The sequence below is a fragment of the Microbacterium sp. F1-18 genome, from assembly GCF_052921305.1.
Window position 1 is genome coordinate 276582 of record NZ_JBREVD010000005.1, and the last position, 22044, is coordinate 298625.

Here is a 22044-nt window from a genome sequence, read left to right on the forward strand (position 1 = left end):
GTTTCGAGAACGGGTGGAACATGGGCGACGTCGAGGTGCTGGTGCTGGGTGAGGCGTTGGTCGACATCGTCGAGACCGCCGGTGGTGTGACCGAGCACGTCGGCGGCAGCCCCGCGAACGTCGCCGTCGGCGTCGCCCGTCTCGGTGTGCCCGTGCGGCTGGTGACCCGGCTGGGGCGTGACGAACGCGGGGAGCGGATCGCCCGGCACGTGCGCGACGCGGGAGCCGAGGTCGCCGAAGCATCGTGGACCGATGCCTCGACCGACACGGCGCGCGCCCGCATCCGCTCCGACGGGTCGGCGGAGTACGAGTTCGACGTGGCGGGCGTCGTCCCTCCCGTCGCGCTGGACGGTGCAGCGCTCGTCCACACCGGATCGATCGCCCTGTTCCTCGACCCGGGCGGAGAGACGTGCCTCGCGGCGCTGGAGGCGGCCCGCGGCGACGCGATCGTCACGGTCGACCCCAACATCCGTCCGGCGCTCGTGGGCGCTCGCGAGACCGCGCTCGCGCGGTTCGCTCGTGCCGCCGCGGCCGCCGACCTCGTCAAGCTCAGCGACGAGGACGCCGAATGGCTGTGGCCCGGAGCCGACGCGCCCACGGTGCTCGAGACGATCGCTCGCCTGGGTGCCGCGGTGGTCGTCATGACCCGTGGCGGCGACGGCGCGATCGGCCGGGCGCCGGACGGCACGGTCGTTGAGGTGGCCGGTGTGCGCGTGGTGGTGGCCGACACGATCGGCGCGGGCGACTCGTTCATGGCCAGTCTGATCGCTACCCTCGTCGACCGGGGTGTGCCGACCGACAGTGAGGCACTCGTGCGCGCATTGCGGATCGCGGCGCGCGCCGCGGCGATCACGGTGTCGCGCCCCGGCGCGAACCCGCCCACGCGCGCCGAACTGGAAGACTGATCGGGTGCGCCTGAGACTCGACATCGCCTACGACGGATCGGGATTCTCGGGCTGGGCGCGCCAGCCCGGCCTGCGCACCGTGCAGGGCTCGATCGAGGCCGCCGTCAGCCGCGTCCTCGGCGGCGATGCGCAGCTCGTGGTCGCGGGACGCACCGACGCGGGCGTACACGCCTCGGGGCAGGTGGCCCACCTCGACCTGACCGAGGCGCAGGAGGCGAGACTGCGGAGAGGGCGCTCACCGGAGCCGACCGCCCTCGCCGCACGCCTGAACGGTGTGCTCGGCCGCTACACCGATGTGCACATCCGGGCGACATCCGAGGCCCCCGGGGGGTTCGACGCCCGATTCTCCGCGGTGTGGCGGCGATACGCCTACCGCGTCGCCGACCATACGACGGGCTACGACCCGCTCGAGCGCTTCCGCACGACCTTCGTGCCCGCCGTGCTCGACGAGACGCTGATGGATGCCGCGGCCCGCAGCCTCACCGGGCTCCACGACTTCGCCGCGTACTGCAAGCCGCGACCCGAGGCGACGACGATCCGCACGCTGCTCGAGTTCGACTGGCGCCGGGACGACGCCGGCGTGCTCGTCGCCAACGTGAAGGCGGACGCGTTCTGCCACAGCATGGTGCGCGCCCTCGTCGGTGCCTGCGTCGCGGTCGGGGAGGGAAGGCTCGATGTCGAGGATGTCGCGGAACTCCGCGACGCCGGGCGACGTACGAGCGCTTTCGCGGTGCTGGCGGCGCGCGGGCTCATCCTCACCGAGGTGGGATACCCCGCCGACGACCTGCTCGCGGCACGCGCGGAGCAGACCCGCGCTCGCCGCGCAACAGACACCTGACCGAAAGGAAGCGGGCGTAGCCTGGCGGCACCATGAAGGTCATCTCGTACAACTTGCGCAAGCACCGCGCCGCATCCGAGCTCTCCGACCTCGTCCAGCAGCACGGAGCGGACGTGCTGTGCCTGCAGGAGGCCGACACGAGCGGCATCCCCGACGAGATCAGCGGGCTGCGGCTGGCCGACGCGACCGCACGCAACCGGCTAGGGCTCGCCGTGTACTACCGGGAGAACACCTACCGGGCGGTCGAGGTGCGTTCACTCGCGCTGAAGAAGTCGCTCCACGATCGTGTGCTCAAGCCGGCCGAGGAGCGCATGCTCGGTGTGCGGCTGCGTGACATCGACGACGGTCGCGACCTGATCGTCGCGAGCTTCCACGCCGCTCCGCTGACGGCGCTCAACTCACTGCGGCGCAACCAGATCCAGGCGGCCCTGGGCGCCCTGACAGAGCTGGGGACGGGACTGCCGATCCTCATGGTCGGCGACTACAACTATCCGGTCTTCAAGGAGAACCTCGGACAGGTCGTCCGCAAGCAGGGGTACGAGCTGACGCTCAGCGACGCCCGGACCTACACGCGCTACAAGTTCTTCCGCGGACACTACGACTTCGCCACGAGCGTCGGGTTCGACATCGCACGGGTGCAGACGCTGCCGCAGGGCGCGAGCGACCACCTGCCGATCCTCGTCACTGCCGAGCCGGTCTGAGAAAGACGGATGCCCCGGAGCCGAAGCTCCGGGGCATCCGTTTCGTGCTGTGCGCCTGATCAGGCAGCAGCCTCCGCGTTGCGGTGGCGGCGGACCGTGCTGGCCACGGCGATGCTGCCGCCGGCGAGGGCGAGAGCGCCACCGCCGATCCACAGGCCGAGGAGAGCGGCGTTGTCGCCACCGGTTGCGGGCAGGGTGCCCGAGCCACCGGCGCCGCCGGCCGCGGCCGGAACGGCGATGGTGACCGTGCTCGCACCCGAGACGGTACCCGTGGCGGTGAGGGTGTACTCACCGGTCGCGTTGGCGGGCAGAGTCACCTGGAAGGCGACCTCACCGGCTGCGTTGGCGACCTTGGTGGTGCTGGTCGAGGTGACCGCGAACTTCACGAACGCGACACTGCCGGCGGCCGCGTTCTCGCCCGTCAGCGTGCCGGTGACGCTCTCGTTCGGCTCGAAGTTGTTGAACGCGATCGTGGCGGTGCCACCCGCGGTGACGGTGACGGACGAGCCGCCGACCGGTGCCGGGGTGTAAGCGTTTGCGATGGCGGGGGCTGCAAAGACAGCCGCTGCTGCGATGGCGGAGGCCGCCGCCGCCTTGATGAGACGGTTCTTCATGTGTCCTGCTTTCCTTGGGTCATCCGGAGGCTCACACCCAACGGAGAAGTAATACTAAGGATTACGTCAGGAGTGGTCACAGCAAGTATTCAGGCACAAAGGCCCTACATGCAAGCTGAAACATTTCGGTCGCGTTAACATTTCGCGATCCGGATGCCCGGCGGCGCGCCGTGGACGCGGAAACACGCGGATGCGGGTGTCGAACGGCTTCGGGAGCGGGTCAGATGCGCGCGTCGCGCGCGCGGCGTACCGCCGAGGCCAGCGCGATGGTGGCCCCCGCCGCCACGAGCGCGCCGCCGCCGACCCACAGGCCCAGCGAGGTGCGCGCATCGCCGCCGGTCGCGGGCAGACCGGCCGCGTCGACGACCGAGGCGCTCGCGGTGCCGCCGGCGGACGAAGGCGAGATCGCCTCGATGTTGTAGACGCCGACGGCGTCGGCGGGGAAGGTGATGGCGACGGGGGCGAGAGCGCCCTGATCGGACGATTCGCGCATCGTGCTGCCGGTGGTGACGGCGAACGCGGCCCGGGCGAATGCGACTCCTGCGCCGTTCTCGCCGCGGACCGTGATCGTGACCGCCTCGTTCGAGCCGAACGTGCCGTCGGCGCACGCGAACTCGACCGTCCCGCCCGCCACGAAGGCGCTCGGGGTCGTCGTGCACGACTTCGTCGGCGGGTAGATGGTGGCGCCGGTGGACGCGGATGCCGCTGCCGGGAGGGCGATGATCGCGGCCACGAGGGTCGCGACGGCGGCGAGAGAAGCGGTGCGGCGCATGATCGGTGAGTCTATGCGTCGCCGCAACGCGCAACAACAACGGTGGGCCGGTCTGCGTCGACGGTGGGTGTCACGGCGGCCGTCGCCGTGGTCGCTCCGCTCTCGGCGACGACGCTCACGGTGGCGGTGACCGACTCGCCGGGGGCGAGATCGGACGAGAACACCATCACCTGCCGCCCGGCATGCGAGCCGCCGCCGAACCCCGCACCGTCGGACCGGGTCGCCGACGAAAGCGCGTAGCCCTCGGGCAGATAGAGGTAGGCGACCGTGCGTGCCACGCCCGCCGGCACACCGAACGCCCCGCCGCCGGTGACATAAGACGGGAGAGAGGTCGCGGCATCAGCCGGTGCGTTGTTGGCGATGGTGACCTCCAGCGTCACCGGAGAGGACGTCCGTCCATCGCCGCCGACCGCGCACGTCTCCCACGCCAGGCGGGTGTCTGCGGTGAGGTAGTAGTCCATCTTCGATCCGGTGCCGTCGTTGAGGAAGACGCCGAAGGCGGCCGTGTCGGCATCCGTGTCCGGCAGTGGCCCCGCGAGCGTCGTGTCGGCGAGCACCGCCTGATCTTCGGGGATCGCACTCCACAGCAGCAGACGTCGTTCGTCGCCGGCGCGGCCCAGGGCGGCGATGAGCTTCGCGGGATCGGCGGCGCCGGAGGCGAGGCGCTCGAACACGGCCGCCGACGCGGCCGCGAAGAACGCGTCCTGATCCCGCGGGCTCTCGTACCGCGAGTAGACGTCGTTGAGCAGGAGGGGCACGGCGTTGTCCGCGGAGACGACGTCGCCCGTCGGCAGCTCGACGGGGCCTGTGGCCTCGAGGATGTACGACAGGGCGACGGGATCGGTCGCGATCACGCCGTCGACGCTCTGCCCGGTCTGCCGCAGAAGCATCTCGCGGGCGAGCGGGCCGCCGACGGAGAAGTCGGGGATCTGGGTGACGTTCTGGATGTAGCGGCCGGGCCGCGTCTCGTAGATGCGCTCGATCTCGGGATCGAGGGGGAGCACCGGCTCGCCGAAGTTGGAGAAGTCGGACGACGAGGCCTGTCCGGCCAGCTCGATCCGCCCGTCGGCGGTCTTCACGATCGCCATCGCCCCGACGATGCCGCCCGTCGATCGCCATTCGGCGTTGTTCTGGAACGCCAGCAGGTACGTGCGCTCGCCGGACGACCCCAGCATCGCGGGCAGGAGGGTCGAGGCGCGGGCAAGGGCGTCGGTGGCCGAGGCTCCGGTGTCGAGGAGCTCGGACACCTCGTCGACGGCCGCCCGGACGGGCCGCATGAGCGGGGTGTCGTCGAGAGCGCGCACGGATTCCGCTGCGGCGGCGACCGTGTCTGCCCCCGCGCGAGCCGGCTCGGCGATCTCGCGGAAGACCGCCGTGTCGATGCGCCCGTCGACGGGCCGGAAGGCGTCCGGCGAGAACGCCGAAGCCACATCGGCGAGGGGGAGGAGCCCGTCTCGGGCGATGTCGTCGGCCGCCGCGGCGATCGTGCCGACGGCGCGCAGCTGCGGGCCGATCCACGGGGTGCCCTCGGCGAGCGACCAGACCGGGTCGGAGGTGAGCTCGCGCGCCGTGGCCGCGTGGTCGGCGACCTCGGTGATGTGCGGGGCGGCCGCGGCCGGATCGGCGAGCGAGTCGACGGCGCTGCGGGCCGAGGCCTCGGCCTCGCGCAGTTCGCCGTACGCGAGGGCCCCGCGGACGCCGACCCAGGCGGCGACCGCGATGAGGGCGATCAGGAAGATCCCGGCGATGGCCGCCAACGCGAGCTGCGTCCGGCGCAGGGGGCGGGGCTGGTCAGCGGTGCGCACCCGATCACTCTAAGGGGCGGGCCCGTGCGTACACTTGCGAGAGGAAGCGGAGGACTCGATGAAGCGACGCTGGGGGACGGCCGCCGCGACTGCGGTGATGGCTGTGGCTCTCGTGGGATGCGGTCCTGCGCCGTGGAACGCGCCGTCGGGTGACGGGGGCGACGCGAGCGACCCCGCGCCGTCGCCGAGCATCTCGCGCTCCGCCGTGCCGCCGCCGATCCCCAACGACCTCTCGAGCGGCTCGACCGAGCGTCAGGTGACCGCGGGCGCCGTGACGGGGGCGCTGAACTACTGGTCAGACCTGTCGATGGACCGGTGGTCGGCGACGGCCCTCAAGCCCGTCAGCCTCTCGCTCGTGACGACCGTCAGCCCCGACGACGGGCAGAAGGTCTACCTGCAGAAGGCGACGATGATCGCCGTGCCCGGCAACGCGGAGGGCGATCTCAGCCCCCTCGCGCCGACGTCGGACCAGTCGGCGACGAACCCCGGCTATCTCGTGCTCTCGCCGTACAGCTACTCGCAGACCTTCTACGTCGGCGAGGTGCCTCCGGAGGCCACGTTCGTCACGATCCGCTTCACGTACGACTTCCTCGTGCAGACCACCCCCACCTCCGACGAGTTCGCCAAGCAGACGGCGACCGACAGCATCACCGTCGCGATCGCGGCCGCGCCCGAGGCCGGCTGAAACCTCAAGGTCGCCGCAAGGCAACCTGAAGAGATCGGAAAGCGGCCCGGATCGTGGCCGGCCGGATGCTTGTATGGCCACGCCCGCGACATCCGACGCCGGTCCCGCTCTCAGAAATCCGGTCTGCCATGCTCTCGCGCCGCTCACCCGCCCTCCGCACCGCCGTGTCGGCGGGCGCGCTCGCTCTCTCGCTCGTCGCGCTGACGGGATGCTCGGAGCTGACCGGCATGATCAACGCCGTCCAGGGTGATCCGGTCTCGGCCGTGCCCGCTCCGGCGCCCTCGCAGTCGCCGAGCATGGCATTCAACTCGCAGTTCACCTATGACGGTTCGGTGTCGCTGTCCTCGGACGTGGCGCAGGATCTCGAGCTGCGTCTCGACGTGTGGGCACAGGACCCCAAGCGCACCCAGGAATGGACCCCCGGTGCCGAGAAGACGTTCGGCCTCGCGGTCAACGTCCACGACAAGCGCGTCGACGAGAAGGCCGTGCTGTCGCAGAAGCGCCGCGTGTTCATCTCGTCGATCTCGATCACCTCGCAGACGGCGCAGGCGTCGGGGCAGGTGCAGAACCCGTTCCAGTTCAGCGCCGACCCACGGACACTCGTTCCCAGCGACACGATCCGCTCCGATCGTGGGCTGCTGCTCAACAGCTTCCAAGGCGGCCTCTACGTGCCCGAGACGATCGTCCACGGGCTGCCGGCCGATACCTACGGGATGACGCTGGAGTTCGCGATGACGGTGTGGGTCGAGGGTAACGCGAACGACGACGCGAGCTTCACGCAGCAGACGGTGTACCAGTACCTGCCGGTCGCGATCTTCAGCGACGAACAGGCGGCGGACGCGGCGCCCGCACCCGCTCCCAGCACGACGCCGTGAACGGTTCGAGGCGCCTCGTTCCTTGCGCATAAATTGCGGTTGACTTCGTCCGGTCTGAACACGCCGCGTTCCAGAATGGACCTCGGCAGACAACAGCTGCCCGACACCTCGCACAGGATGTGACCGCATGACTCAGACGCCGTACACGCCGTACACGCCCAACCCGGCGTTCGGTCAGCCGCAGTACCCCGCCCCGCAGGCGCCGGTCGAGCTGGCGGATCACTTCGAGACGGCGTTCCCCGACGACTTCGAGTCTGTCCTCGAACAGACCACGGTCCACCGCTCCACGATCGGCTGCGTCATCCCGGCGTACAACGAGGAGGAGTCGATCGCCGACGTGATCGAGGGGCTGCTCGCCCAGACGCGCGTCCCCGACGTCATCCACGTCATCGCGAACAACACCTCCGACAACACCGTCAAGATCGCCGCGGGGTATGCAGGTCCCCACGAGGTGACGACAGAGCTCGGCACGCAGTTCACCGAGGTGTTCGTGCACGACATCGGCAAGAACCCCGACAAGAAGGTCGGCGCGCTCAACTACGGCTACTCGCTCGTCGAGGGCTACGACTACCTGCTCGGCGTCGACGGCGACACCATCGCCGACTCGCGCGCTGTGGAGTTCCTCGAGTCCGAGGCCGTCGGCGACTCGCGCATCGGCGGCATCTCGGCGATCTACTCGATCGACGACAAGCCCATCAAGGGAACGATCGCGAAGTTCCTCATCGCCGGCCAGCGCACCCAGTTCGCGGCCTTCAACATGCAGAACCTGCTCCGCGGGCGCAACATGGCCGTCCTCGGCGGACAGTTCTCGATCTTCTCGACGAACGCCCTGCGCGACGCGATGAAGGCGAACCACCAGTCCACCCCGTGGGTCAAGGACTCCGAGGTCGAGGACTCGCTGCTCTCCTTGCAGATCAAGAGCGCCGGATACCTCACCAAGATCAGCCCATACGCCCGGGCCAATGTCGGCGGCATGACGACCCTCAAGGGGTACGACGCGCAGCAGGTCAAGTGGACCTACGGCGCCATCGAGCTGATGTGGCCGGGCCAGCGCGGCGACACGAAGGGGCAGCCGTTCCACCCGAACCTGCGCCTGCGCTGGTTCGAGAACTTCGGGATGCTGACGAACCTGTTCGTGCGCGTCGCGTTCCTCATCCTGCTCGCGGGCTCGCTGTCGATCAGCGCCTTCGTCTTCTCGCCGTTGTGGCTCATCCCGCCGATGGTGGCCGTGCTGCTGAACCTGCGCATGGCCCGCAGCATCAAGGACCACAATCAGCGCGACATCCTCTTCGCCCTCCTGGTCTTCCCGGCCGAGGCGTTCATGTGGATCAGGCTCGGCCACTTCATGCGCTCGTGGTCGCGCTTCCTGTCGAAGAAGAAGGTCGACAACTGGGCGATGCAGGCCAAGGCCGAGAGCGGCGGCGGCAGCATCGGTCACTGGATGCCGCTGCTCATCCTCGCGGCCGTGCTGCTGGCGATGGCCGTCGTCTGGAACATCATCGGTCCCGTCGCGCAGTCGTCGATCCTGTGGATCGGGTGGCCGATCGTCGGCGTCGTGACCGTGCTGCAGACCCTGCTGATGTTCTCGAAGCTGGTCCGCCGCCAGAACGGATACAAGGTCTGAATCGGCGGAACTGCCGGAGAGTCTGAGGTTCAGACCGCGGCGGCGGTCTCCGATGTCATGCGGTACCCGACACCGCGGACGGTCTCGATGTACCGCGGGGTCGTGGGGCTGTCGCTCAGCTTGCGGCGGAGGTTGGTCATGTGCGCCTCGATCGCCCGCTTGTCGGCCTCGCCGACGAAGTAGCTCGTGACATACGACTCGCCGCGTAGGACGAGGGTCAGGTCGGCCTTCGACCGGACGCGGCGCTTCGAGGCCATCAGGGTCGAGAGCAGATCGAACTCGGTGCGGGTGAGGTCGAGCTCGCGGCCACCGATGTAGGCCAGGCGCGTGTCGGTGTCGACCTGCAGGTCGCGGTGCGTGAGCCAGTGCTCACCCGTGGCCGGGACGAGGTCGCCGCCGGACTGGTGCACGACGACGTCGGAGCCGGGCGCCGGTGCCGGCGTGGCCGTGTCGCTCGGGCGGTGCACGATGATGGGCTGCTGCGCGGGGCTCTGGGGCGGCGCAGACTGCTGCGGCGCTGACTGCTGGGGGATTGGCTGCTGAGGGGGCGCGGGCTGCTGTTGCTGCTGTGCGGCTCCGCCGAAGCGTGCGAGGTACTCCTCGTACGACAGCGGCGCAGCATCGGCGGCGGGGGCCGCGGGGGAAGCGGGGGCGTGGTGTGCCAGCGCGGGGCGCGCGCCGGGGAACGACGGACCGACCGAATCCTGCTGGGGGGCCTGCTGCGCCGCAGCGGCGCGCGGGCGTCGGAGCAAGGCGTCGACCCGCGCCCGGAACTCGCGCGGGCGGAACGGCTTGACGATGTACTCGTCGGCGCCGGAACCCAGGCCGAGCACGACGTCGGCCTCTTCGGAGAGCCCCGTGAGCATGATGATGTACGTGTCGCTCTGAGCTCGGATGCGCCGGGCGGCCTCGAAGCCGTCGATGCCGGGCATGTTGACGTCGAGAGTCGTCAGCAGTGGTCGGTACGACAGCACCGCCTGGATGCCGTCGATGCCGTTGCCGACCGAGACGGTGGAGAACCCGGCGGCCTCGAGCACCTCGACCAGGAGATGACGGATGTCGGGATCGTCCTCGACGATGACCGCCGTCTTCATCTGCTCGGACATCATGCGCGTCACTCTTCTCCCTCAGGTTCGGGTAATTTTGCCATACGCAAAGGGTCCGGCAGTCCCTCCCCGGCGGTCTGAGTCAGGGCGCGACGTCGCGGGTGAGTTCGACGGCGCCGGCGGGCCACCACACGCCGGCTGCGGGCCCGCCGTTGCATGGCCCATCGCTCTCGCCCGGAGGCTTGATCCACAGGTTCGTGTCGACGACGTCGTCGCCGAATGTCCCGCTCGGGTCGCCCACGGTACGCCCCGGCGGGTTGCACCACTCGCCGTCGCCCGGAGCGCCCGAGCCGTTGCGCGACGTGTCGACGAGCGCATGCATGCCGCCGAGGCGGTCGGAGAGCGCGTGGGCGTAGGCGAACTCGTCGAAGGTGTCGTTGAAGTTCGACACGTTCGTCACGAATCCGCGGACGCCCGAGACCGTCACCTTCTCGATGAGCTCGGCCATCGCGTCGGCGCCCAGCCAGTTCGAGTGCCCACCGTCGACGTACACCCACGTGTCGGTGCCGGTGAGGCGCTCGAGGGCCCCGCGCAGCTGCGTGACGCGCTCGTCGAGGTTGCCGCACTGCGGGGCGAGCGCGAGACTGTCGGGCTCGACGATGACGACCTTCTTGACATCCGGGACCGAACGCAGCGCCGTTCCGATCTGCCTCGTCCAGGTCTCGTAGTCCGCCTCGTCGAGACCGCCCGCGGAGTGGTTGCCGCAGTCGCGCCCCGGCAGACCGTAGACGACGACGGCCATCGCCGTGTCGGACTCCCGCGCCTCGTGGGCGATGTTCAGGACGCGCTCGCCGACCTCGCCGATGGGGTCCTGTTCCGGGGTGAGCCAATAGGCGGTCGGCTGCGACGACAGATACTCGGCTGCGGCGACCTCGTCGGCGGTGCCGCCCTCCGTCAGTGCTCGCGCGGCCTTCGACTCGGCCGGTGCCACGAAGGCCGTGCCGACGCCGGGCGGCCGCGCGGTGAGCGCTTGCACGCTGTTCGTCACGAGCGTCACCACCAGGGCGACGGCAGCGATGACGGCGGCGACCGCGGTGACGATGATCGCGAGCCACGCCCAGCGCGGCAGCCGGCGTCGGCGCCGGGGCGGGCGCGGGGAAGCCGGCCGCTCGGGCGGCGGTGGCGGCTCGTAGTGCCCGCTGATGATGTAGCCGGCCGGATCGCCACCGGCATCATCGTGACCGGCGCCGCCACCCGCGCCGTGACGCGATGCGTCGGAGCCGGGTCGCTGTGCCACGGACTGACTCTAACGGTTGGCCTCGCACCGGGGGCCGTCGTGCGCCGTTATCGGGGCGGATACCCTGGGGCCATGGGCGACGTGATCCTGGGAGTGACCGACGCGGACGGCGCGGGTGCGCGTGAATGGGCGTTCCGCCGAGCCGAGGCGTTGAGTCTGACACTGCGCGAGCTGCTGATCGCTCCGACGCGCGACGATGCCGAGCGGGTCGCCGCCGCGACCGCGGATGCCGAGATCCTCGTGCTGCCGGAGGAACACGGCCACGCGTACCGCGCTCTCATCGCCCACGCGCATTGCCCGGTCGCGATCGTTCCCGAGCGCCTCGACGCGGACCATGATGGCGACGCGCGCCGCGGGGTCCTCGTGGGGGTCGACGCCTCGGACGTCTCGGCCCGGGCGCTCGACTTCGCCGCTCGTGAGGCCGTCCGCACGGGCGAGCCGCTCGTCGCCCTCGCGGCCTGGGAACCCGTATCGGTGGGCACCGAGCCCGGCCTCGACCTGTGGACGGGGCCGATGCCCGTCGACCTGACGGAAGCGACGGCCGGGATGCTCGACCGCATGCTCGAGCCCGTACGTGCGGCGTACCCGCAGCTCGACGTGCGCACGCGCATCGATGTCGGCGACGCCTCCAGCCTGATCGAGGACGCTTCGCGCCATGCCGTGCTGACCGTCGTCGGATCTCACGGCCGCACGGGACTGTCGCGGCTGCTGCTCGGATCGGTCAGCGAACGCGTCGCGGCCCACGTCGGTTCTCCCACCGTCATCGTTCGGTGACCCGCGTCGCGCGGGCCCTGCTGATCGGCTACGTGGTCGTCCTCGCGTTCGTCGCGTTCTGGCCCACGCCCGTCGACCGCGACGCCGGACCGATCCTGCGAGCGATCACCTCGGCCGTGCCGTGGCTGACCTACGACCGCATCGAGTTCGGCGCGAACATCGCTCTGTTCATCCCGTTCGGCTGCTGCGCGGCGCTCGGCTGGCCCCGCTGGCGGGCATACGTCATTCCCGCCGGGCTCGTCATCTCCGTCGTCATCGAGGCGGCGCAGGGCGTGCTGCTCTCGCAACGGACCGCGAGCGTGTGGGACGTCGTGGCCAATACCCTCGGAGCGGCGGTGGGCTGGCTGATCGCGCGACGGTGGGCCCTCAGGAGCGATCAGACCGTCGAGAGGGATCAGCCCGCGTCGGGCGGCTGAAGACCCTGCGAGCGGCGGCGGCGGATCTCCGCCTCGAGCTCCGCGATCTCGATCTCCCGTTCGAGGTCGGCGAGCTGCTGCGCGGTGGTGCGGTAATCACGCGGCTGCGGACGACTCGCAGGCGTGGCGGGGGTGGGTTCGTCGCGCGACCACCGGCGAGGATCACCGAAGCTCATCGACTCGCGCGGAGTCGTGTCCCACTCGCGTCCGAGCGCGAACCACAGCACGGAGCCGAGGAACGGCAGGAAGACGATGAACAGCACCCAGGCGAACTTCGGCAGGTGCTTCACCTGGTCGTCGCGACGGGTGATCGCATCGACGAGGGCTGCGACCATCAGGACGAGGGCGATCAGGGGGAGCAGCAGATACACCCCGCCAGGCTGGCCCAGGTCGGCGCCTCGGCGCAAGAGAGGGCAGAGCAGAAGGCATGACGGTCAGAACGCGTAACGGATGCGGCACGACGGCAGTTCACGTTCGATGAGCGCGCACAGCGCCGCGACGGCCTCGCCCTTGAATGGCGAGCGGTACCGCACGTTCATCGCGCCGTTCTGCGAGCGCTTGGTCTCCTGCATGCGCGGAGTCCACAGCAGTTCCTCGCCGCGCGGGTGCCATCCGAGGTTCACCTCGTGGAGTCCTTCATTGTGGGTGAGGAGGATGATCTCGCACGCGAGTTGAGCCTTCGCCCGGTCGGAGAGCATGTCGCTCAGCTCGCGCAGCAGTGCCGTCCAGTCCGCGATCCACGTCGGAGTGAGGATGACGGGCGAGAAGCTCAGGTGCACCTCGTAGCCGGCGTCGACGAAGTCGTTGATCGCGGCGATCCGCTCCGAGACGGGCGACGTGCGGATGTCGGTCACCTTCGCTGTCTCGTGGGGCATCAGGGAGAAGCGGATGCGGGTGCGCCCGAGCGGGTCCCAGTCGAGCAGGTCGCGGTTGACGTACTTCGTCGCGAACGACGCCTTGGCCGTCGGCGACATCCGGAACAGCTCGCACAGGTCGCGGACGTTCTCGCTGATCATCGCGTCGACCGAGCAGTCGCTGTTCTCGCCGATGTCGTACACCCATGCGTCCGGATCGCACTGGTTCGGCTCGGTCTTGGGCCCTCGGCGGGCGATGTGACGGGCGAGGTGGCGTGAGATCTCGTCGATGTTGGCGAAAACGGTCACCGGGTTGCTGTATCCCTTGCGGCGCGGCACGTAACAGTACGAGCAGGCCATCGCGCATCCGTTGGCCGTGGACGGTGCGATGAAATCGGCCGACCGGCCGTTGATCCGGGTCGCGACGGACTTCTTCACGCCCAGCACGAGCGCCTCGGTCTTGATCCGCACCCAACGCCGCACATTGGCCTCGTCGCCGTGGACCTCGGGGACGAGCCAGTGCGAGTCGATCGGCACGATGTCGGCCTGCGGCCACCGCGCCACGATCTGCTGCCCCCGCGGCAGCGCGAGCGCCTCATCTTCGGCGTAGATGCGGCTGATCTGCAGCAGCGGCGCCGGATCCCGAGCTGTCACCTGTTCCCGGGCGGTCAGTCGGTCGACTCGAGCTCGACCTCGCCGCCGGCGAGAGCATCGGCGTACGTGCGGACGTCCGGACCGGGCTCCCAGTCGATGAACTTGTCCTTCATGTGGCTGACGAGAGCGGCGTACGCCTTGTCGGCGTCGTTGGCATCGTCGGTCGCGGCGACGGCGGCGACGGCATCCTGCAGGACACGGTCGGCGTCGTCGAGGACCTTCTGGCGGGCTTCGTCGTTCCAGTGGATCTCGCTGATTCTCATAGCGGCACGCTAGCCAGCCTGAACCGATCGGGCGACGGGCTTGCGCGATGCGATCCGGCGCCCGATGATCCCCTGCTTCGGGCTGAAGAGGTACACCGCGGCGAACACGATGCCCTGCACGAGCACGACGAGTCCGCCCGACGAGGCGTCGACCCAGTAGCTGACGTAGATGCCGACGATGGAGGACGCCGCCGACAGGGCCGGGGCGATGACGAGCATGCGGCCGAATCGGTCGGTGAGCAGGTGCGCCGTGGCGCCCGGGATGATGAGCATCGCCACGACCAGCACGACGCCCACCACCTGCAGGGCGACGACCGCGGTCAGGGCGAGGACCCCCAGCAGGAGCCCCGACAGCAGTCGGGGCGAGAGCCCGATGGCGAAGGTGTGGATCGGGTCGAACGCGAACAGGGTCAGATCGCGGCGCTTGACGAACAGCACCGCGAAGGCGACCGCGGCCAGGACCGCGATCTGCACGAGGTCGCCCGCCGATACCCCGAGGACGTTGCCGAACAGGATGTGGTTGAGGTCGGTCTGGCTCGGCGTGACCGAGATGAGCACGAGACCGAGCGCGAAGAGCGTCGTGAAGACGATGCCGATGGCGGCGTCCTCCTTGACCCGGCTCGTGCCGCGGATGATGCCGATGAGGGCGACCGCGAGGAAGCCGAACACCAGGGCTCCGATCGCGAACGGCGCGCCCAGGACATAGGCGAGCACGACCCCGGGCAGGACGGCGTGGCTGACGGCGTCGCCCATGAGCGACCAGCCGATGAGGACGAGCCAGCACGACAGCACCGCGCAGACGATCGCGGCGATGGCGGTGGCCGACAGGGCGCGGAGCATGAACTCGTACCGGAGGGGCTCGAGCAGGATGTCGATGAGGGTCACGAGTGCTCCTCGGTGGTGAGCGGGCGCTCGTCGGTGAGTCCGAACGCCCGTGCGAGCAGCTCGGGGCGTAGCGCTTGGTCGACCGTGCCCTGGAACACGACGCGGCGCAGCAGGAGCACCGCTTCGTCGGCGAGAGACGGGAGCGCGTGGAGGTCGTGGGTGGAGACGAGCACGGTGCGGGCGTCGGCGGCGAGCTCTCGGAGGAGGCGGACGATGGTCGCCTCGGACTTCTTGTCGACCCCCGCGAAGGGCTCGTCGAGCAGGAGGACACCGGCGTCCTGGGTGATGCCGCGGGCGACGAATGCCCGCTTGCGCTGCCCGCCCGACAGCTGGCCGATCTGGCGGTCGGCGAGGTCGGCCAGCTCGACGCGCTCGAGCGCGTCGTCGACGGCGCGGTGATCGTCGGGGCGCGGCCGGCGGGTGGGGCCGAGGCGTCCGTACCGGCCCATCATCACGACATCGCGAACCGACACCGGAAACGTCCAGTCGACGTCCTCGCTCTGCGGCACGTACCCGATGAGGCCGTGACGCCGTGCGGCTGCGGGGGGCTCCCCGCCGACGCTCACCCGACCGCTCGCGGGGCGGACGAGGCCCGTGATCGACTTGAAGAGCGTGGACTTGCCCGAGCCGTTCATGCCGATCAGCGCGGTCACCCGGCCCGGCGTGACGGTGAGGTGGACGTCGTCGAGCGCCACGATGTCGCGGTAGCGCACCGAGACGCCGGAGACCACGATGCCCGGGGTCGAGGTGATCCCGGCGCTCCCGGCGCTCATGGCGCGCTCCGGGTCAGCGCCGCGGCGATGGTCTCGGCGTCGTGACGGAGCAGGTCGAGGTACGTCGGCACGGGGCCGTCGGACTCGGAGAGCGAATCGACGTACAGTGTGCCGCCGAAGACGGCATCCGTCGCCTCGACCACCTGCTGCATGGGGCGGTCCGAGACGGTCGACTCGCAGAAGACGGCGGGCACGTCGTTGTCGTCGACGAACTCGATCGTCTGCCGGATCTGCTGGGGCGTCGCCTGCTGCTCGGCGTTGACGGGCCAGATGTAGGCCTCGGTGAGTCCGGCGTCGCGGGCGAGGTACGAGAACGCACCCTCGCAGGTGACGAGCGCGCGCTGCTCGTCGGGAACCGCTTGGAGGTCGGCGATGAGATCGTCGTGGATGCGCTGGAGCTCGTCGTTGTAGGCGGCGCCGTTCGCAGCGTAGGTCCCCGCGCCCGCCGGATCGAGCTCGCTGAACGCGGCGACGATGTTGTCGACGTACCGCTGCACGTTCAGGGGGCTCATCCAGGCGTGGGGGTTGGGTTTGCCCGCATAGGCGTCGCCGGTGATGTCGATCGTCTCGACGCCCTCGGACACGACGACGTGGGGTGCGTCGGCGGTCTCGACGAAGCGCGCGAACCACGACTCGAGGCCGAGCCCGTTGTCGAGGATCAGGTCGGCGTCGGCTGCCGCCGCGATGTCTCGCGGGGTCGGCTCGTAGCCGTGGATCTCGGCTCCGGTCTTCGTGATCGATCGCACGTCGAGCCGGTCTCCCGCGACGTTGTGGGCGATGTCGGCGAGGACCGTGAAGGTCGTCAGCACGACGGGGCGGTCACCGGCGGGTTCGCCGGCGACCTCCGCGTTCGAGCCCGTCGCGCAGCCCGAGAGCACGGCTGCCGCCGCCCCGAGGGCGATCAGTGCGGCACGTCGGCGACGTCGATTTTTCGGCATACCGAAAAATTACCCGCTGACCTCCCGGGCGTGCAATTCCGCGTCGACGACATCGGCCCAGGGTTGACGTGTCGAGCGCACGGTGTCACCGGTCTCGGCCGCCTGCTGCATGAGCAGCGCGAGGTAGTGGTCCTGGCTCGCCTCGGCCAGCGAATACACCGGTGCGCGCCCGTCGATGGCGCGCGGCATGGCGTCGAGCATGCGCGCGATCGCGATCTCGTCGTCGTTGAGGCGCGCCGGGAGGAAGGGATTGCGGAAGACCCATTCGTCGCCGAGCAGGATGCCGCGCAGGAACATGCCCTCGAGGTTGCCGCCCTCGCCCGTCATGACACGTCGAAGTGAGCCGAACACGGGTTCGTCGAACCGCCGCAGGTATCGCACCTCGCCGTTCTCGATCTCGCCGCGCTCGCCGCGGACAAGCAGGCGATTGCCGCGGATCCACGAGAAGTACTGCTCACCGGCGAAGTCGTACACGCCGAGGCGGCCGTCGAACATGAAACGTGCCGTGGTCTGCGTCGCCGTGACGATGCGCTCCTCGGTCGGATCGCCGGCGCGTCCAGGTCCCGCCACGAGCGGGGAGCGGAAGACGGATGCCGTGATGTCGACCTCGTCGGCGCCGACCCCCAGCGCCCGGCGCATGACGCTGACGCCGTGGTAGTCGTGGCACTGCGCCACGAGCGCCTGCGACGGTGTGCCGAGTCGCCCGGAGCGGGCGACCGCGAGCTGGGCCGACAGCAGGGGCGACAGGTGGTACTGCTCGGCGACCTGCACCGTCGGCGCGCCGGGACGGGCGGCCCGGTGCCAGAGCTCGACGAGGTCGTCGATCCCTGCGGCGGGCGGGGTCTCGCTCAGGACGGGGATCCCCCGGTCGACGAGGTCGAGGATGATCCCGGGCGCCACATCGCGGGGAACCGAGACGACGACGACGTCGGGGGTGCTGTCGGCGAGCAGCGCGTCGAGGTCGGGGTAGCCGCGCACACCCCAGCGCTTCTCGATCGCGGCGGCCGTCGTGGCGCTGCGGGTGACGAGCCCGGACACGCGGAAACGTTCGGGCAGGGCTGCGGCGACGCGCAGGAAGAAGTCGCTGCGCCATCCGCTGCCGATGATCGCGAAGGTGAGGGTCATCGGCACAGTCTGCATGCCGCGGCGTGTGAGACGGTAGGGGAATGGTGGAGGGGCGCGCTCGCGGGGGTGGGAATGATATGGAGCCGGCCGACATCGACGTCGAGACCGTCGAGTTCGACGGGGTCCGTACACGAGTCACGCGGGTGAAGACGGCGTCGTCCGCCGATTCGGAGCGCGCCTTCGTCCTGATCGCGGGCATCGGCGTGGCCGCGACGTACTTCGACCTGCTCGCCCCGACGCTCGCGCAGAAGGCGCGGGTCTACGCTCTCGACCTCCCCGGTTTCGCGGGCCAGCGCGCGCCGCGCGACGAGCCCTCCGTGTCGTTCTTCGCCGACCAGGTCGAGGCCGTGCTCGACCGTTTCGACCTCGACGACCCCGTGCTGCTGGGGCACTCGTTCGGCACGCAGATCGTGACCGAGGTGCTCGCGCGGCGCCCCGGCATCCGTCGCGCCGTCCTCATCGGACCCGTCGTGAACGACCGGGAGCGTTCGGTGGTGCTGCAGGCGATCCGCTTCGCGCAGTCGTCGCTGTTCGAGCCGTTCCGTCTGGTGATGCTGGCGGTCAGCGCCTACCTGCTGTGCGGGTTCGCGTACTTCATGCGGGTGCTGCCGCACATGATGCGCTATCCGCTTCGGGACCGGCTGGCGGATGTGTCGGCGCAGGTGCTGCTGATCCGAGGGGCGCGAGATTTCTCGTCTCCGCGCTCCTTCCACTCGTCGCTCGTCGCGGTGGCCCGCGACGCCTGGCGGTGGGAGATCCACGGCGCCGCGCACTCGGTCATCAACGGCAACGCGATCGGGGTGGCGAAGCTCATGGACGCGTTCGTCGCGGGCGACCTGCCCCGACGCGGCCAGATGTCGCAGGAGGAGGCGCGCGTGCCTCGGCCCGCCTACGGCGGCGTCGCCCTGATGTGGCGCGCGACGCGCTACCGCGTGCAGGAGTGGTTCAGCGCGCGAGAGGGCGACGAGGTCGGCGTCGAGCACGCGAAGGAGTCGCACGCCGCCGTCATGTGGCGCGCGTTCACCGGCGGGCGTCGCTGAACGAGGTCGCGCGGCGCGTCACTCCCACACCGCGGTGTCGGGATCGAGGCCGTGCGCGCGGGCGCTCTCGTCGATGCCGCGACGCAGCCACGAGGCGAGGCCCGGGTGGAGACGGTCGTAGTGGGCGGCGAACGCGGCATCCGCTTCGTACATCCGGCCGAGGCAGACCTGCATCGACCGGCTCACCGGGAAGTACTCGCTGACCAGCGCGCGGTGGCGTTCGACCAGTGCGTCCGCCTCCGGGCTGCCGGGCTCGATGCCGGCGGCGGCCGCGGCCGCGAGGTCGGCGTCGAGCGCCGTCATCGTCGCGGTGATCGCCCGCCACTGATCGGGGCTGCGGGTGGCGGCGCGCTCCGCGTACTGCTTCCACTGCGGTGTATCGCCGTAGCGGCGCCGGGCGAGGGCGGGCCAGTCGGGATTCCAGTCCGGGCCGAAGATCGACAGCTGCTCGTCGGCAGTGAGCAGCACGCCGCGCTCGTGCGCTTCGATCATGCGGTCGAGGCCGGAGCGGAGCACCTCGAGTCGCGCGAGCGAGCGCGACACCTCCTCGCGTTGCTCGCGCAGCGACGCGGATGTGTCGCGTCCGGGCTCGTCGAGGATCTCGCGGATCCGGTCGAGACCCAGCCCGACCTCCCGGTACACCACGATCCGCTGCAGACGAGCGATGTCGTCGGCGGTGTACAGCCGGTAACCCGCATCGGTGCGCAGCGTCGGCGACGCGAGGCCGGTCTCGTCCCAATGATGCAGGGTGCGCACCGTGATCCCGAGATCGGATGCCGCACGCCCCACCGTCACACCGTTCTTGCGGTCTTTGATGTTGGTGGTGTCGGTTGTGTTGTTGTTGTTCTCGGTCCTGGTGTCGATGTCGCGGGTGTTGTTCATGCCGTGGCTCATGGCTGCTCCTGCGGGGGCGTGATGCCGATGGCGGCGAGGGAGCGCGCGGCCGCGCTGTCGGCCTCGTAGGGCTTCGCCGCGGTGACGACGATACGCGCGTTCTCCGGGGTGATGATCTCGACCTCACGGCTGTTCCACGCGGTGTCGTGCAGCTCGCCGACCGCGCCGGGCGCCAGGGTTCGGCAATCGTCGGCGATGCCCTCGAGCTCGCTGAGGACGCAGGCGTAGCTGTAGGCCAGCGCGGGCGGTTCGGATGCCCGCCGCGACGTCGGATCGGCGGCGACGAGGAGGACGTCCTGGAACGCCCAGCGGCGCAGGTGAACGAGAGTCCCCGGGATCGTGAAGAGCTCGAAGAATCCGAGGCCCGCAGTCCAGAATCGCGTCGAGGCCGCGAGGTCGGGCGTGGGGATCGTGACGAACGCCGGCATCCCGTAGATGCCGCGGTAAGGCTCGGGGGCGACGGCATCCGGTCCGGGCGCGGGAACGGGGCTGATCTCGAAAGCGTCGTAGTAGGGGGTGTCGTGGTCGGTCATACGACGACTGTCCCGCCTCACGCCGCGTGAGGGTCAAGCGGGGTGCTGGCCCGGTTCGGGTCAGCGATAGGTTCCGCGGGGGAGCAGCATGGCGGCCGCGATCGCGAGGACGATCATCGCGACGCCTCCGACGACGACACCGAGCATGGGGTTGAGGGTGAGCAGCCCGACGACGAATCCGAGGGCGATGCCGACGAGAGCGCCGGTGGCGGTGTGGGCGAGTGCTTCGACGTCCATGCTCTCGACGGTACGGATCTCAGCGCGGGCGCGCGTCCCCCGTGCGGGTGATATCGCCTCGTCCTGCGGGACCACCCCGGCGGCGATGTTCACGGCTGTGTGCACTGCCAGGCTCGCGGCTGTCGCGCAGCTCCTGACGGCCGAGGAGTCCGGGAAGCCCGCGGCCGGTGCGGGTCGTGAGCGTCAGGACGGCCGCCGTCGCGACGAAGGCGAAGGAGAACAGGCCGCCGCCTCCCGGCAGCTGGTCGATCAGGGCGTACCCGCCGATCCCGCCGATGAGACGGGTCAGCCGTGTCACCGCGGCCGGGGCCGGGCCGCCGGCGTAGCGGAGGCGAACGGTCAGGTCGCCGATCGTGCGGCCCGACAGCAGGACGCATCCGCCCACCACCACGAGTGCGGCGAGGGCGCCGATGTCGCCGCCGACGTTGGTCTCGACCGCGACGTCACGATTGCCCGTGAACACCAGGGCCGCTTGGATGCCGACGCTGACGACGATGCCGACGAGCGAGTAGGACAGCAGGTCGCACACCATCGCCAGGATCCGGCGGCCCCGGGTCACGGGCCGTGGGGCGTCGGGCTCATCCGAGAGCGGACGGCGCGGCACGAGGAGGGCGAGGACCGAGCCGACGACCGCGCCGACGGTGTTGGTGAGCAGGTCGTCGACGTCGAAGACGCGGTAGGCGCACGGGTAGACGCCCCAGACCCCGGTCAGCTGCGTGAGCTCGACGATGAGCGAGATGCCCAGGCCGGCGGCGACGGCGACGAGGATGCCGCGGCGGGCGAGCACCCGGACGAAGAAGCCGAGCGGCAGGAAGAGCAGCACATTGAGGGCGAGCTGCAGGAAGACGGAATCGGAGAGGAATGCGCGGGGGCTGCCCCCGGCGCGGCGGACGGCCCCGCGGATGTCGTCGACGAACTCGAACGGGTTGAGGTTGACGCCCGCGCAGCGCATGCTTGCGGGGTCGGGAAGCGGCAGGAGCGTGTACGTCCAGATCGCGAAGAAGTAGACCAGCGCCGCGCCCCACAGCAGGAGCTGTCCCGCGGTGAGGTGGCCCGTGCGCCGGTACTGGATCGCGACGAACGGCACGAAGAGCACGACGCCGACGAGCGCGCCGGTACCGATCGCCACCGCGCCGAGGAACACGTTGTCGCCCATTCGGACAACTCTCGCAGATGAGGCGCGGTTTCCTGGACCTGACAGGTGTTACCGGTAACATGATCCCGAGAGTCGAAGGAGTCCGATGGAACACGAAGCGGTGGTGCGGGTTCGGGCCGAGGTGGCGTCGTTGCACGCGGAGCTGGTGCGTTACGGGCTGGTCGTGTGGACCGGCGGGAACGTGTCGGGCCGGGTGCGCCTGGGTGGAGATCCCGCCGATGACCTCATGGTGATCAAGCCGTCGGGGGTGTCGTATGACGAGTTGGCTCCGGAGAACATGATCGTGTGTGATCTGGATGGCCGTGTGGTGCCGGGTACGCCGGGTGCTGATCGGTCGCCG

Annotated in this window: 26 protein-coding genes; 10 read left to right on the top strand and 16 right to left on the bottom strand. The window is 70.1% G+C overall.

Annotated features, from left to right (window positions below; translation table 11 throughout):
* Positions 1–20 precede the first annotated feature (20 nt).
* From ACU6RU_RS14945 to ACU6RU_RS14955, 3 genes are read left to right on the top strand one after another with little or no spacing between them, the layout of a single operon-like run.
* Positions 21–905, top strand: coding sequence for a PfkB family carbohydrate kinase (locus tag ACU6RU_RS14945; RefSeq protein WP_446726933.1), 885 nt, complete (start codon positions 21–23; stop codon positions 903–905).
* 4 nt (positions 906–909) lie between these two features.
* On the top strand, positions 910–1743 hold the full coding sequence (gene truA, locus ACU6RU_RS14950) for a tRNA pseudouridine(38-40) synthase TruA (RefSeq protein ID WP_446726934.1): 834 nt from the start codon (positions 910–912) through the stop codon (positions 1741–1743).
* Positions 1744–1775: 32 nt separating this feature from the next.
* Entirely contained in the window at positions 1776–2444 is a 669-nt protein-coding gene (locus ACU6RU_RS14955; protein WP_120264248.1) for an endonuclease/exonuclease/phosphatase family protein, read from the top strand.
* A 59-nt stretch (positions 2445–2503) separates the two neighbouring features.
* Here ACU6RU_RS14955 and ACU6RU_RS14960 read toward each other — a convergent pair whose 3' ends face one another.
* The 3 genes from ACU6RU_RS14960 to ACU6RU_RS14970 all read right to left on the bottom strand — a co-directional run bounded on the left by ACU6RU_RS14960 (position 2504) and on the right by ACU6RU_RS14970 (position 5635).
* Complete coding sequence (locus ACU6RU_RS14960; RefSeq protein ID WP_289330264.1) at positions 2504–3058, bottom strand: LPXTG cell wall anchor domain-containing protein; 555 nt, start codon at positions 3056–3058, stop codon at positions 2504–2506.
* A 220-nt stretch (positions 3059–3278) separates the two neighbouring features.
* On the bottom strand, positions 3279–3830 hold the full coding sequence (locus ACU6RU_RS14965) for a cell wall protein (RefSeq protein WP_120264250.1): 552 nt from the start codon (positions 3828–3830) through the stop codon (positions 3279–3281).
* An 11-nt stretch (positions 3831–3841) separates the two neighbouring features.
* A complete protein-coding gene (locus ACU6RU_RS14970; RefSeq protein WP_289330263.1) occupies positions 3842–5635 on the bottom strand; it encodes a DUF4012 domain-containing protein in 1794 nt (597 codons plus the stop codon).
* 58 nt (positions 5636–5693) lie between these two features.
* Here ACU6RU_RS14970 and ACU6RU_RS14975 point away from each other — a divergent pair, with 58 nt between their 5' ends.
* The 3 genes from ACU6RU_RS14975 (at position 5694) to ACU6RU_RS14985 (ending at position 8819) form a co-directional block, all read left to right on the top strand.
* Positions 5694–6320 carry a hypothetical protein gene (locus ACU6RU_RS14975; protein WP_120264251.1) on the top strand — a complete coding sequence of 209 codons (627 nt, stop codon included), beginning with the start codon at positions 5694–5696 and terminating at the stop codon, positions 6318–6320.
* Between the two features lie 128 nt (positions 6321–6448).
* Complete coding sequence (locus tag ACU6RU_RS14980) at positions 6449–7195, top strand: fructose 1,6-bisphosphatase (protein WP_446726935.1); 747 nt, start codon at positions 6449–6451, stop codon at positions 7193–7195.
* A 127-nt stretch (positions 7196–7322) separates the two neighbouring features.
* The gene (locus tag ACU6RU_RS14985) at positions 7323–8819 is read left to right on the top strand and encodes a glycosyltransferase family 2 protein (protein WP_120264253.1); all 1497 of its coding nucleotides are present in this window, start codon (positions 7323–7325) and stop codon (positions 8817–8819) included.
* Positions 8820–8848: 29 nt separating this feature from the next.
* On the opposite strand, the gene ACU6RU_RS14990 is transcribed toward ACU6RU_RS14985, so the two are convergent.
* On the bottom strand, positions 8849–9928 hold the full coding sequence (locus tag ACU6RU_RS14990; RefSeq protein ID WP_446726936.1) for a response regulator transcription factor: 1080 nt from the start codon (positions 9926–9928) through the stop codon (positions 8849–8851).
* A gap of 79 nt (positions 9929–10007) precedes the next feature.
* Complete coding sequence (locus tag ACU6RU_RS14995) at positions 10008–11162, bottom strand: glycoside hydrolase family 6 protein (RefSeq protein ID WP_446726937.1); 1155 nt, start codon at positions 11160–11162, stop codon at positions 10008–10010.
* A gap of 72 nt (positions 11163–11234) precedes the next feature.
* On the opposite strand from ACU6RU_RS14995, the gene ACU6RU_RS15000 reads away from it, so the two are divergent.
* Positions 11235–11936 (top strand): universal stress protein, encoded by a 702-nt coding sequence (locus ACU6RU_RS15000; RefSeq protein WP_120264254.1) that lies wholly within the window; start codon positions 11235–11237, stop codon positions 11934–11936.
* A complete protein-coding gene (locus ACU6RU_RS15005) occupies positions 11933–12352 on the top strand; it encodes a VanZ family protein (protein ID WP_446726938.1) in 420 nt (139 codons plus the stop codon). Before ACU6RU_RS15000 ends, ACU6RU_RS15005 begins: the two co-directional genes overlap by 4 nt.
* Here ACU6RU_RS15005 and ACU6RU_RS15010 read toward each other — a convergent pair.
* From ACU6RU_RS15010 to ACU6RU_RS15040, 7 genes are all read right to left on the bottom strand, one after another.
* Positions 12331–12723 carry a PLD nuclease N-terminal domain-containing protein gene (locus ACU6RU_RS15010; protein ID WP_446726939.1) on the bottom strand — a complete coding sequence of 131 codons (393 nt, stop codon included), beginning with the start codon at positions 12721–12723 and terminating at the stop codon, positions 12331–12333. The two genes, ACU6RU_RS15005 and ACU6RU_RS15010, sit on opposite strands and share 22 nt — an antisense overlap.
* A gap of 63 nt (positions 12724–12786) precedes the next feature.
* The gene (locus ACU6RU_RS15015) at positions 12787–13860 is read right to left on the bottom strand and encodes a spore photoproduct lyase family protein (protein WP_446726940.1); all 1074 of its coding nucleotides are present in this window, start codon (positions 13858–13860) and stop codon (positions 12787–12789) included.
* A gap of 14 nt (positions 13861–13874) precedes the next feature.
* A complete protein-coding gene (locus ACU6RU_RS15020) occupies positions 13875–14123 on the bottom strand; it encodes a hypothetical protein (protein ID WP_120264255.1) in 249 nt (82 codons plus the stop codon).
* Between the two features lie 9 nt (positions 14124–14132).
* On the bottom strand, positions 14133–14999 hold the full coding sequence (locus ACU6RU_RS15025; RefSeq protein ID WP_446726951.1) for a metal ABC transporter permease: 867 nt from the start codon (positions 14997–14999) through the stop codon (positions 14133–14135).
* A 5-nt stretch (positions 15000–15004) separates the two neighbouring features.
* Entirely contained in the window at positions 15005–15781 is a 777-nt protein-coding gene (locus tag ACU6RU_RS15030) for a metal ABC transporter ATP-binding protein (RefSeq protein ID WP_446726941.1), read from the bottom strand.
* Entirely contained in the window at positions 15778–16719 is a 942-nt protein-coding gene (locus ACU6RU_RS15035; protein WP_446726942.1) for a metal ABC transporter substrate-binding protein, read from the bottom strand. Before ACU6RU_RS15035 ends, ACU6RU_RS15030 begins: the two co-directional genes overlap by 4 nt.
* Before the next feature lie 9 nt (positions 16720–16728).
* The gene (locus tag ACU6RU_RS15040; protein WP_446726943.1) at positions 16729–17844 is read right to left on the bottom strand and encodes a Gfo/Idh/MocA family oxidoreductase; all 1116 of its coding nucleotides are present in this window, start codon (positions 17842–17844) and stop codon (positions 16729–16731) included.
* 77 nt (positions 17845–17921) lie between these two features.
* On the opposite strand from ACU6RU_RS15040, the gene ACU6RU_RS15045 reads away from it, so the two are divergent.
* Positions 17922–18884: an alpha/beta fold hydrolase gene (locus ACU6RU_RS15045; RefSeq protein WP_446726944.1), complete on the top strand. Its 963-nt coding sequence runs from the start codon at positions 17922–17924 to the stop codon at positions 18882–18884.
* Positions 18885–18902: 18 nt separating this feature from the next.
* On the opposite strand, the gene ACU6RU_RS15050 is transcribed toward ACU6RU_RS15045, so the two are convergent.
* From ACU6RU_RS15050 to ACU6RU_RS15065, 4 genes are read right to left on the bottom strand one after another with little or no spacing between them, the layout of a single operon-like run.
* Positions 18903–19778, bottom strand: a complete 876-nt coding sequence (locus tag ACU6RU_RS15050) for a MerR family transcriptional regulator (RefSeq protein ID WP_446726945.1) — start codon at positions 19776–19778, stop codon at positions 18903–18905.
* The gene (locus ACU6RU_RS15055; protein WP_446726946.1) at positions 19775–20311 is read right to left on the bottom strand and encodes a VOC family protein; all 537 of its coding nucleotides are present in this window, start codon (positions 20309–20311) and stop codon (positions 19775–19777) included. Before ACU6RU_RS15055 ends, ACU6RU_RS15050 begins: the two co-directional genes overlap by 4 nt.
* Before the next feature lie 60 nt (positions 20312–20371).
* Entirely contained in the window at positions 20372–20548 is a 177-nt protein-coding gene (locus tag ACU6RU_RS15060; protein WP_183045356.1) for a hypothetical protein, read from the bottom strand.
* A gap of 19 nt (positions 20549–20567) precedes the next feature.
* Positions 20568–21704, bottom strand: a complete 1137-nt coding sequence (locus tag ACU6RU_RS15065; RefSeq protein ID WP_446726947.1) for a VanZ family protein — start codon at positions 21702–21704, stop codon at positions 20568–20570.
* Between the two features lie 85 nt (positions 21705–21789).
* Between ACU6RU_RS15065 and ACU6RU_RS15070 the strand changes: the two genes are divergently transcribed.
* Positions 21790–22044, top strand: a 255-nt coding sequence (locus tag ACU6RU_RS15070) for a class II aldolase/adducin family protein (protein WP_446726948.1), incomplete at its 3' end; no start/stop codon positions are given.

What these genes read in the sequence shown, in the direction of transcription:
- ACU6RU_RS14945 (WP_446726933.1), top strand. Translation starts at nt 21, where the DNA reads ATGGGCGACGTCGAGGTGCTGGTGCTGGGTGAGGCGTTGGTCGACATC.
- ACU6RU_RS14955 (WP_120264248.1), top strand. Translation starts at nt 1,776, where the DNA reads ATGAAGGTCATCTCGTACAACTTGCGCAAGCACCGCGCCGCATCCGAG.
- ACU6RU_RS14960 (WP_289330264.1), bottom strand. Translation starts at nt 3,058, where the DNA reads ATGAAGAACCGTCTCATCAAGGCGGCGGCGGCCTCCGCCATCGCAGCA.
- ACU6RU_RS14965 (WP_120264250.1), bottom strand. Translation starts at nt 3,830, where the DNA reads ATGCGCCGCACCGCTTCTCTCGCCGCCGTCGCGACCCTCGTGGCCGCG.
- ACU6RU_RS14975 (WP_120264251.1), top strand. Translation starts at nt 5,694, where the DNA reads ATGAAGCGACGCTGGGGGACGGCCGCCGCGACTGCGGTGATGGCTGTG.
- ACU6RU_RS14980 (WP_446726935.1), top strand. Translation starts at nt 6,449, where the DNA reads ATGCTCTCGCGCCGCTCACCCGCCCTCCGCACCGCCGTGTCGGCGGGC.
- ACU6RU_RS14985 (WP_120264253.1), top strand. Translation starts at nt 7,323, where the DNA reads ATGACTCAGACGCCGTACACGCCGTACACGCCCAACCCGGCGTTCGGT.
- ACU6RU_RS14990 (WP_446726936.1), bottom strand. Translation starts at nt 9,928, where the DNA reads ATGATGTCCGAGCAGATGAAGACGGCGGTCATCGTCGAGGACGATCCC.
- ACU6RU_RS15000 (WP_120264254.1), top strand. Translation starts at nt 11,235, where the DNA reads ATGGGCGACGTGATCCTGGGAGTGACCGACGCGGACGGCGCGGGTGCG.
- ACU6RU_RS15020 (WP_120264255.1), bottom strand. Translation starts at nt 14,123, where the DNA reads ATGAGAATCAGCGAGATCCACTGGAACGACGAAGCCCGCCAGAAGGTC.
- ACU6RU_RS15030 (WP_446726941.1), bottom strand. Translation starts at nt 15,781, where the DNA reads ATGAGCGCCGGGAGCGCCGGGATCACCTCGACCCCGGGCATCGTGGTC.
- ACU6RU_RS15035 (WP_446726942.1), bottom strand. Translation starts at nt 16,719, where the DNA reads ATGCCGAAAAATCGACGTCGCCGACGTGCCGCACTGATCGCCCTCGGG.
- ACU6RU_RS15040 (WP_446726943.1), bottom strand. Translation starts at nt 17,844, where the DNA reads ATGACCCTCACCTTCGCGATCATCGGCAGCGGATGGCGCAGCGACTTC.
- ACU6RU_RS15045 (WP_446726944.1), top strand. Translation starts at nt 17,922, where the DNA reads ATGGAGCCGGCCGACATCGACGTCGAGACCGTCGAGTTCGACGGGGTC.
- ACU6RU_RS15050 (WP_446726945.1), bottom strand. Translation starts at nt 19,778, where the DNA reads ATGAGCCACGGCATGAACAACACCCGCGACATCGACACCAGGACCGAG.
- ACU6RU_RS15055 (WP_446726946.1), bottom strand. Translation starts at nt 20,311, where the DNA reads ATGACCGACCACGACACCCCCTACTACGACGCTTTCGAGATCAGCCCC.
- ACU6RU_RS15060 (WP_183045356.1), bottom strand. Translation starts at nt 20,548, where the DNA reads ATGGACGTCGAAGCACTCGCCCACACCGCCACCGGCGCTCTCGTCGGC.
- ACU6RU_RS15065 (WP_446726947.1), bottom strand. Translation starts at nt 21,704, where the DNA reads ATGGGCGACAACGTGTTCCTCGGCGCGGTGGCGATCGGTACCGGCGCG.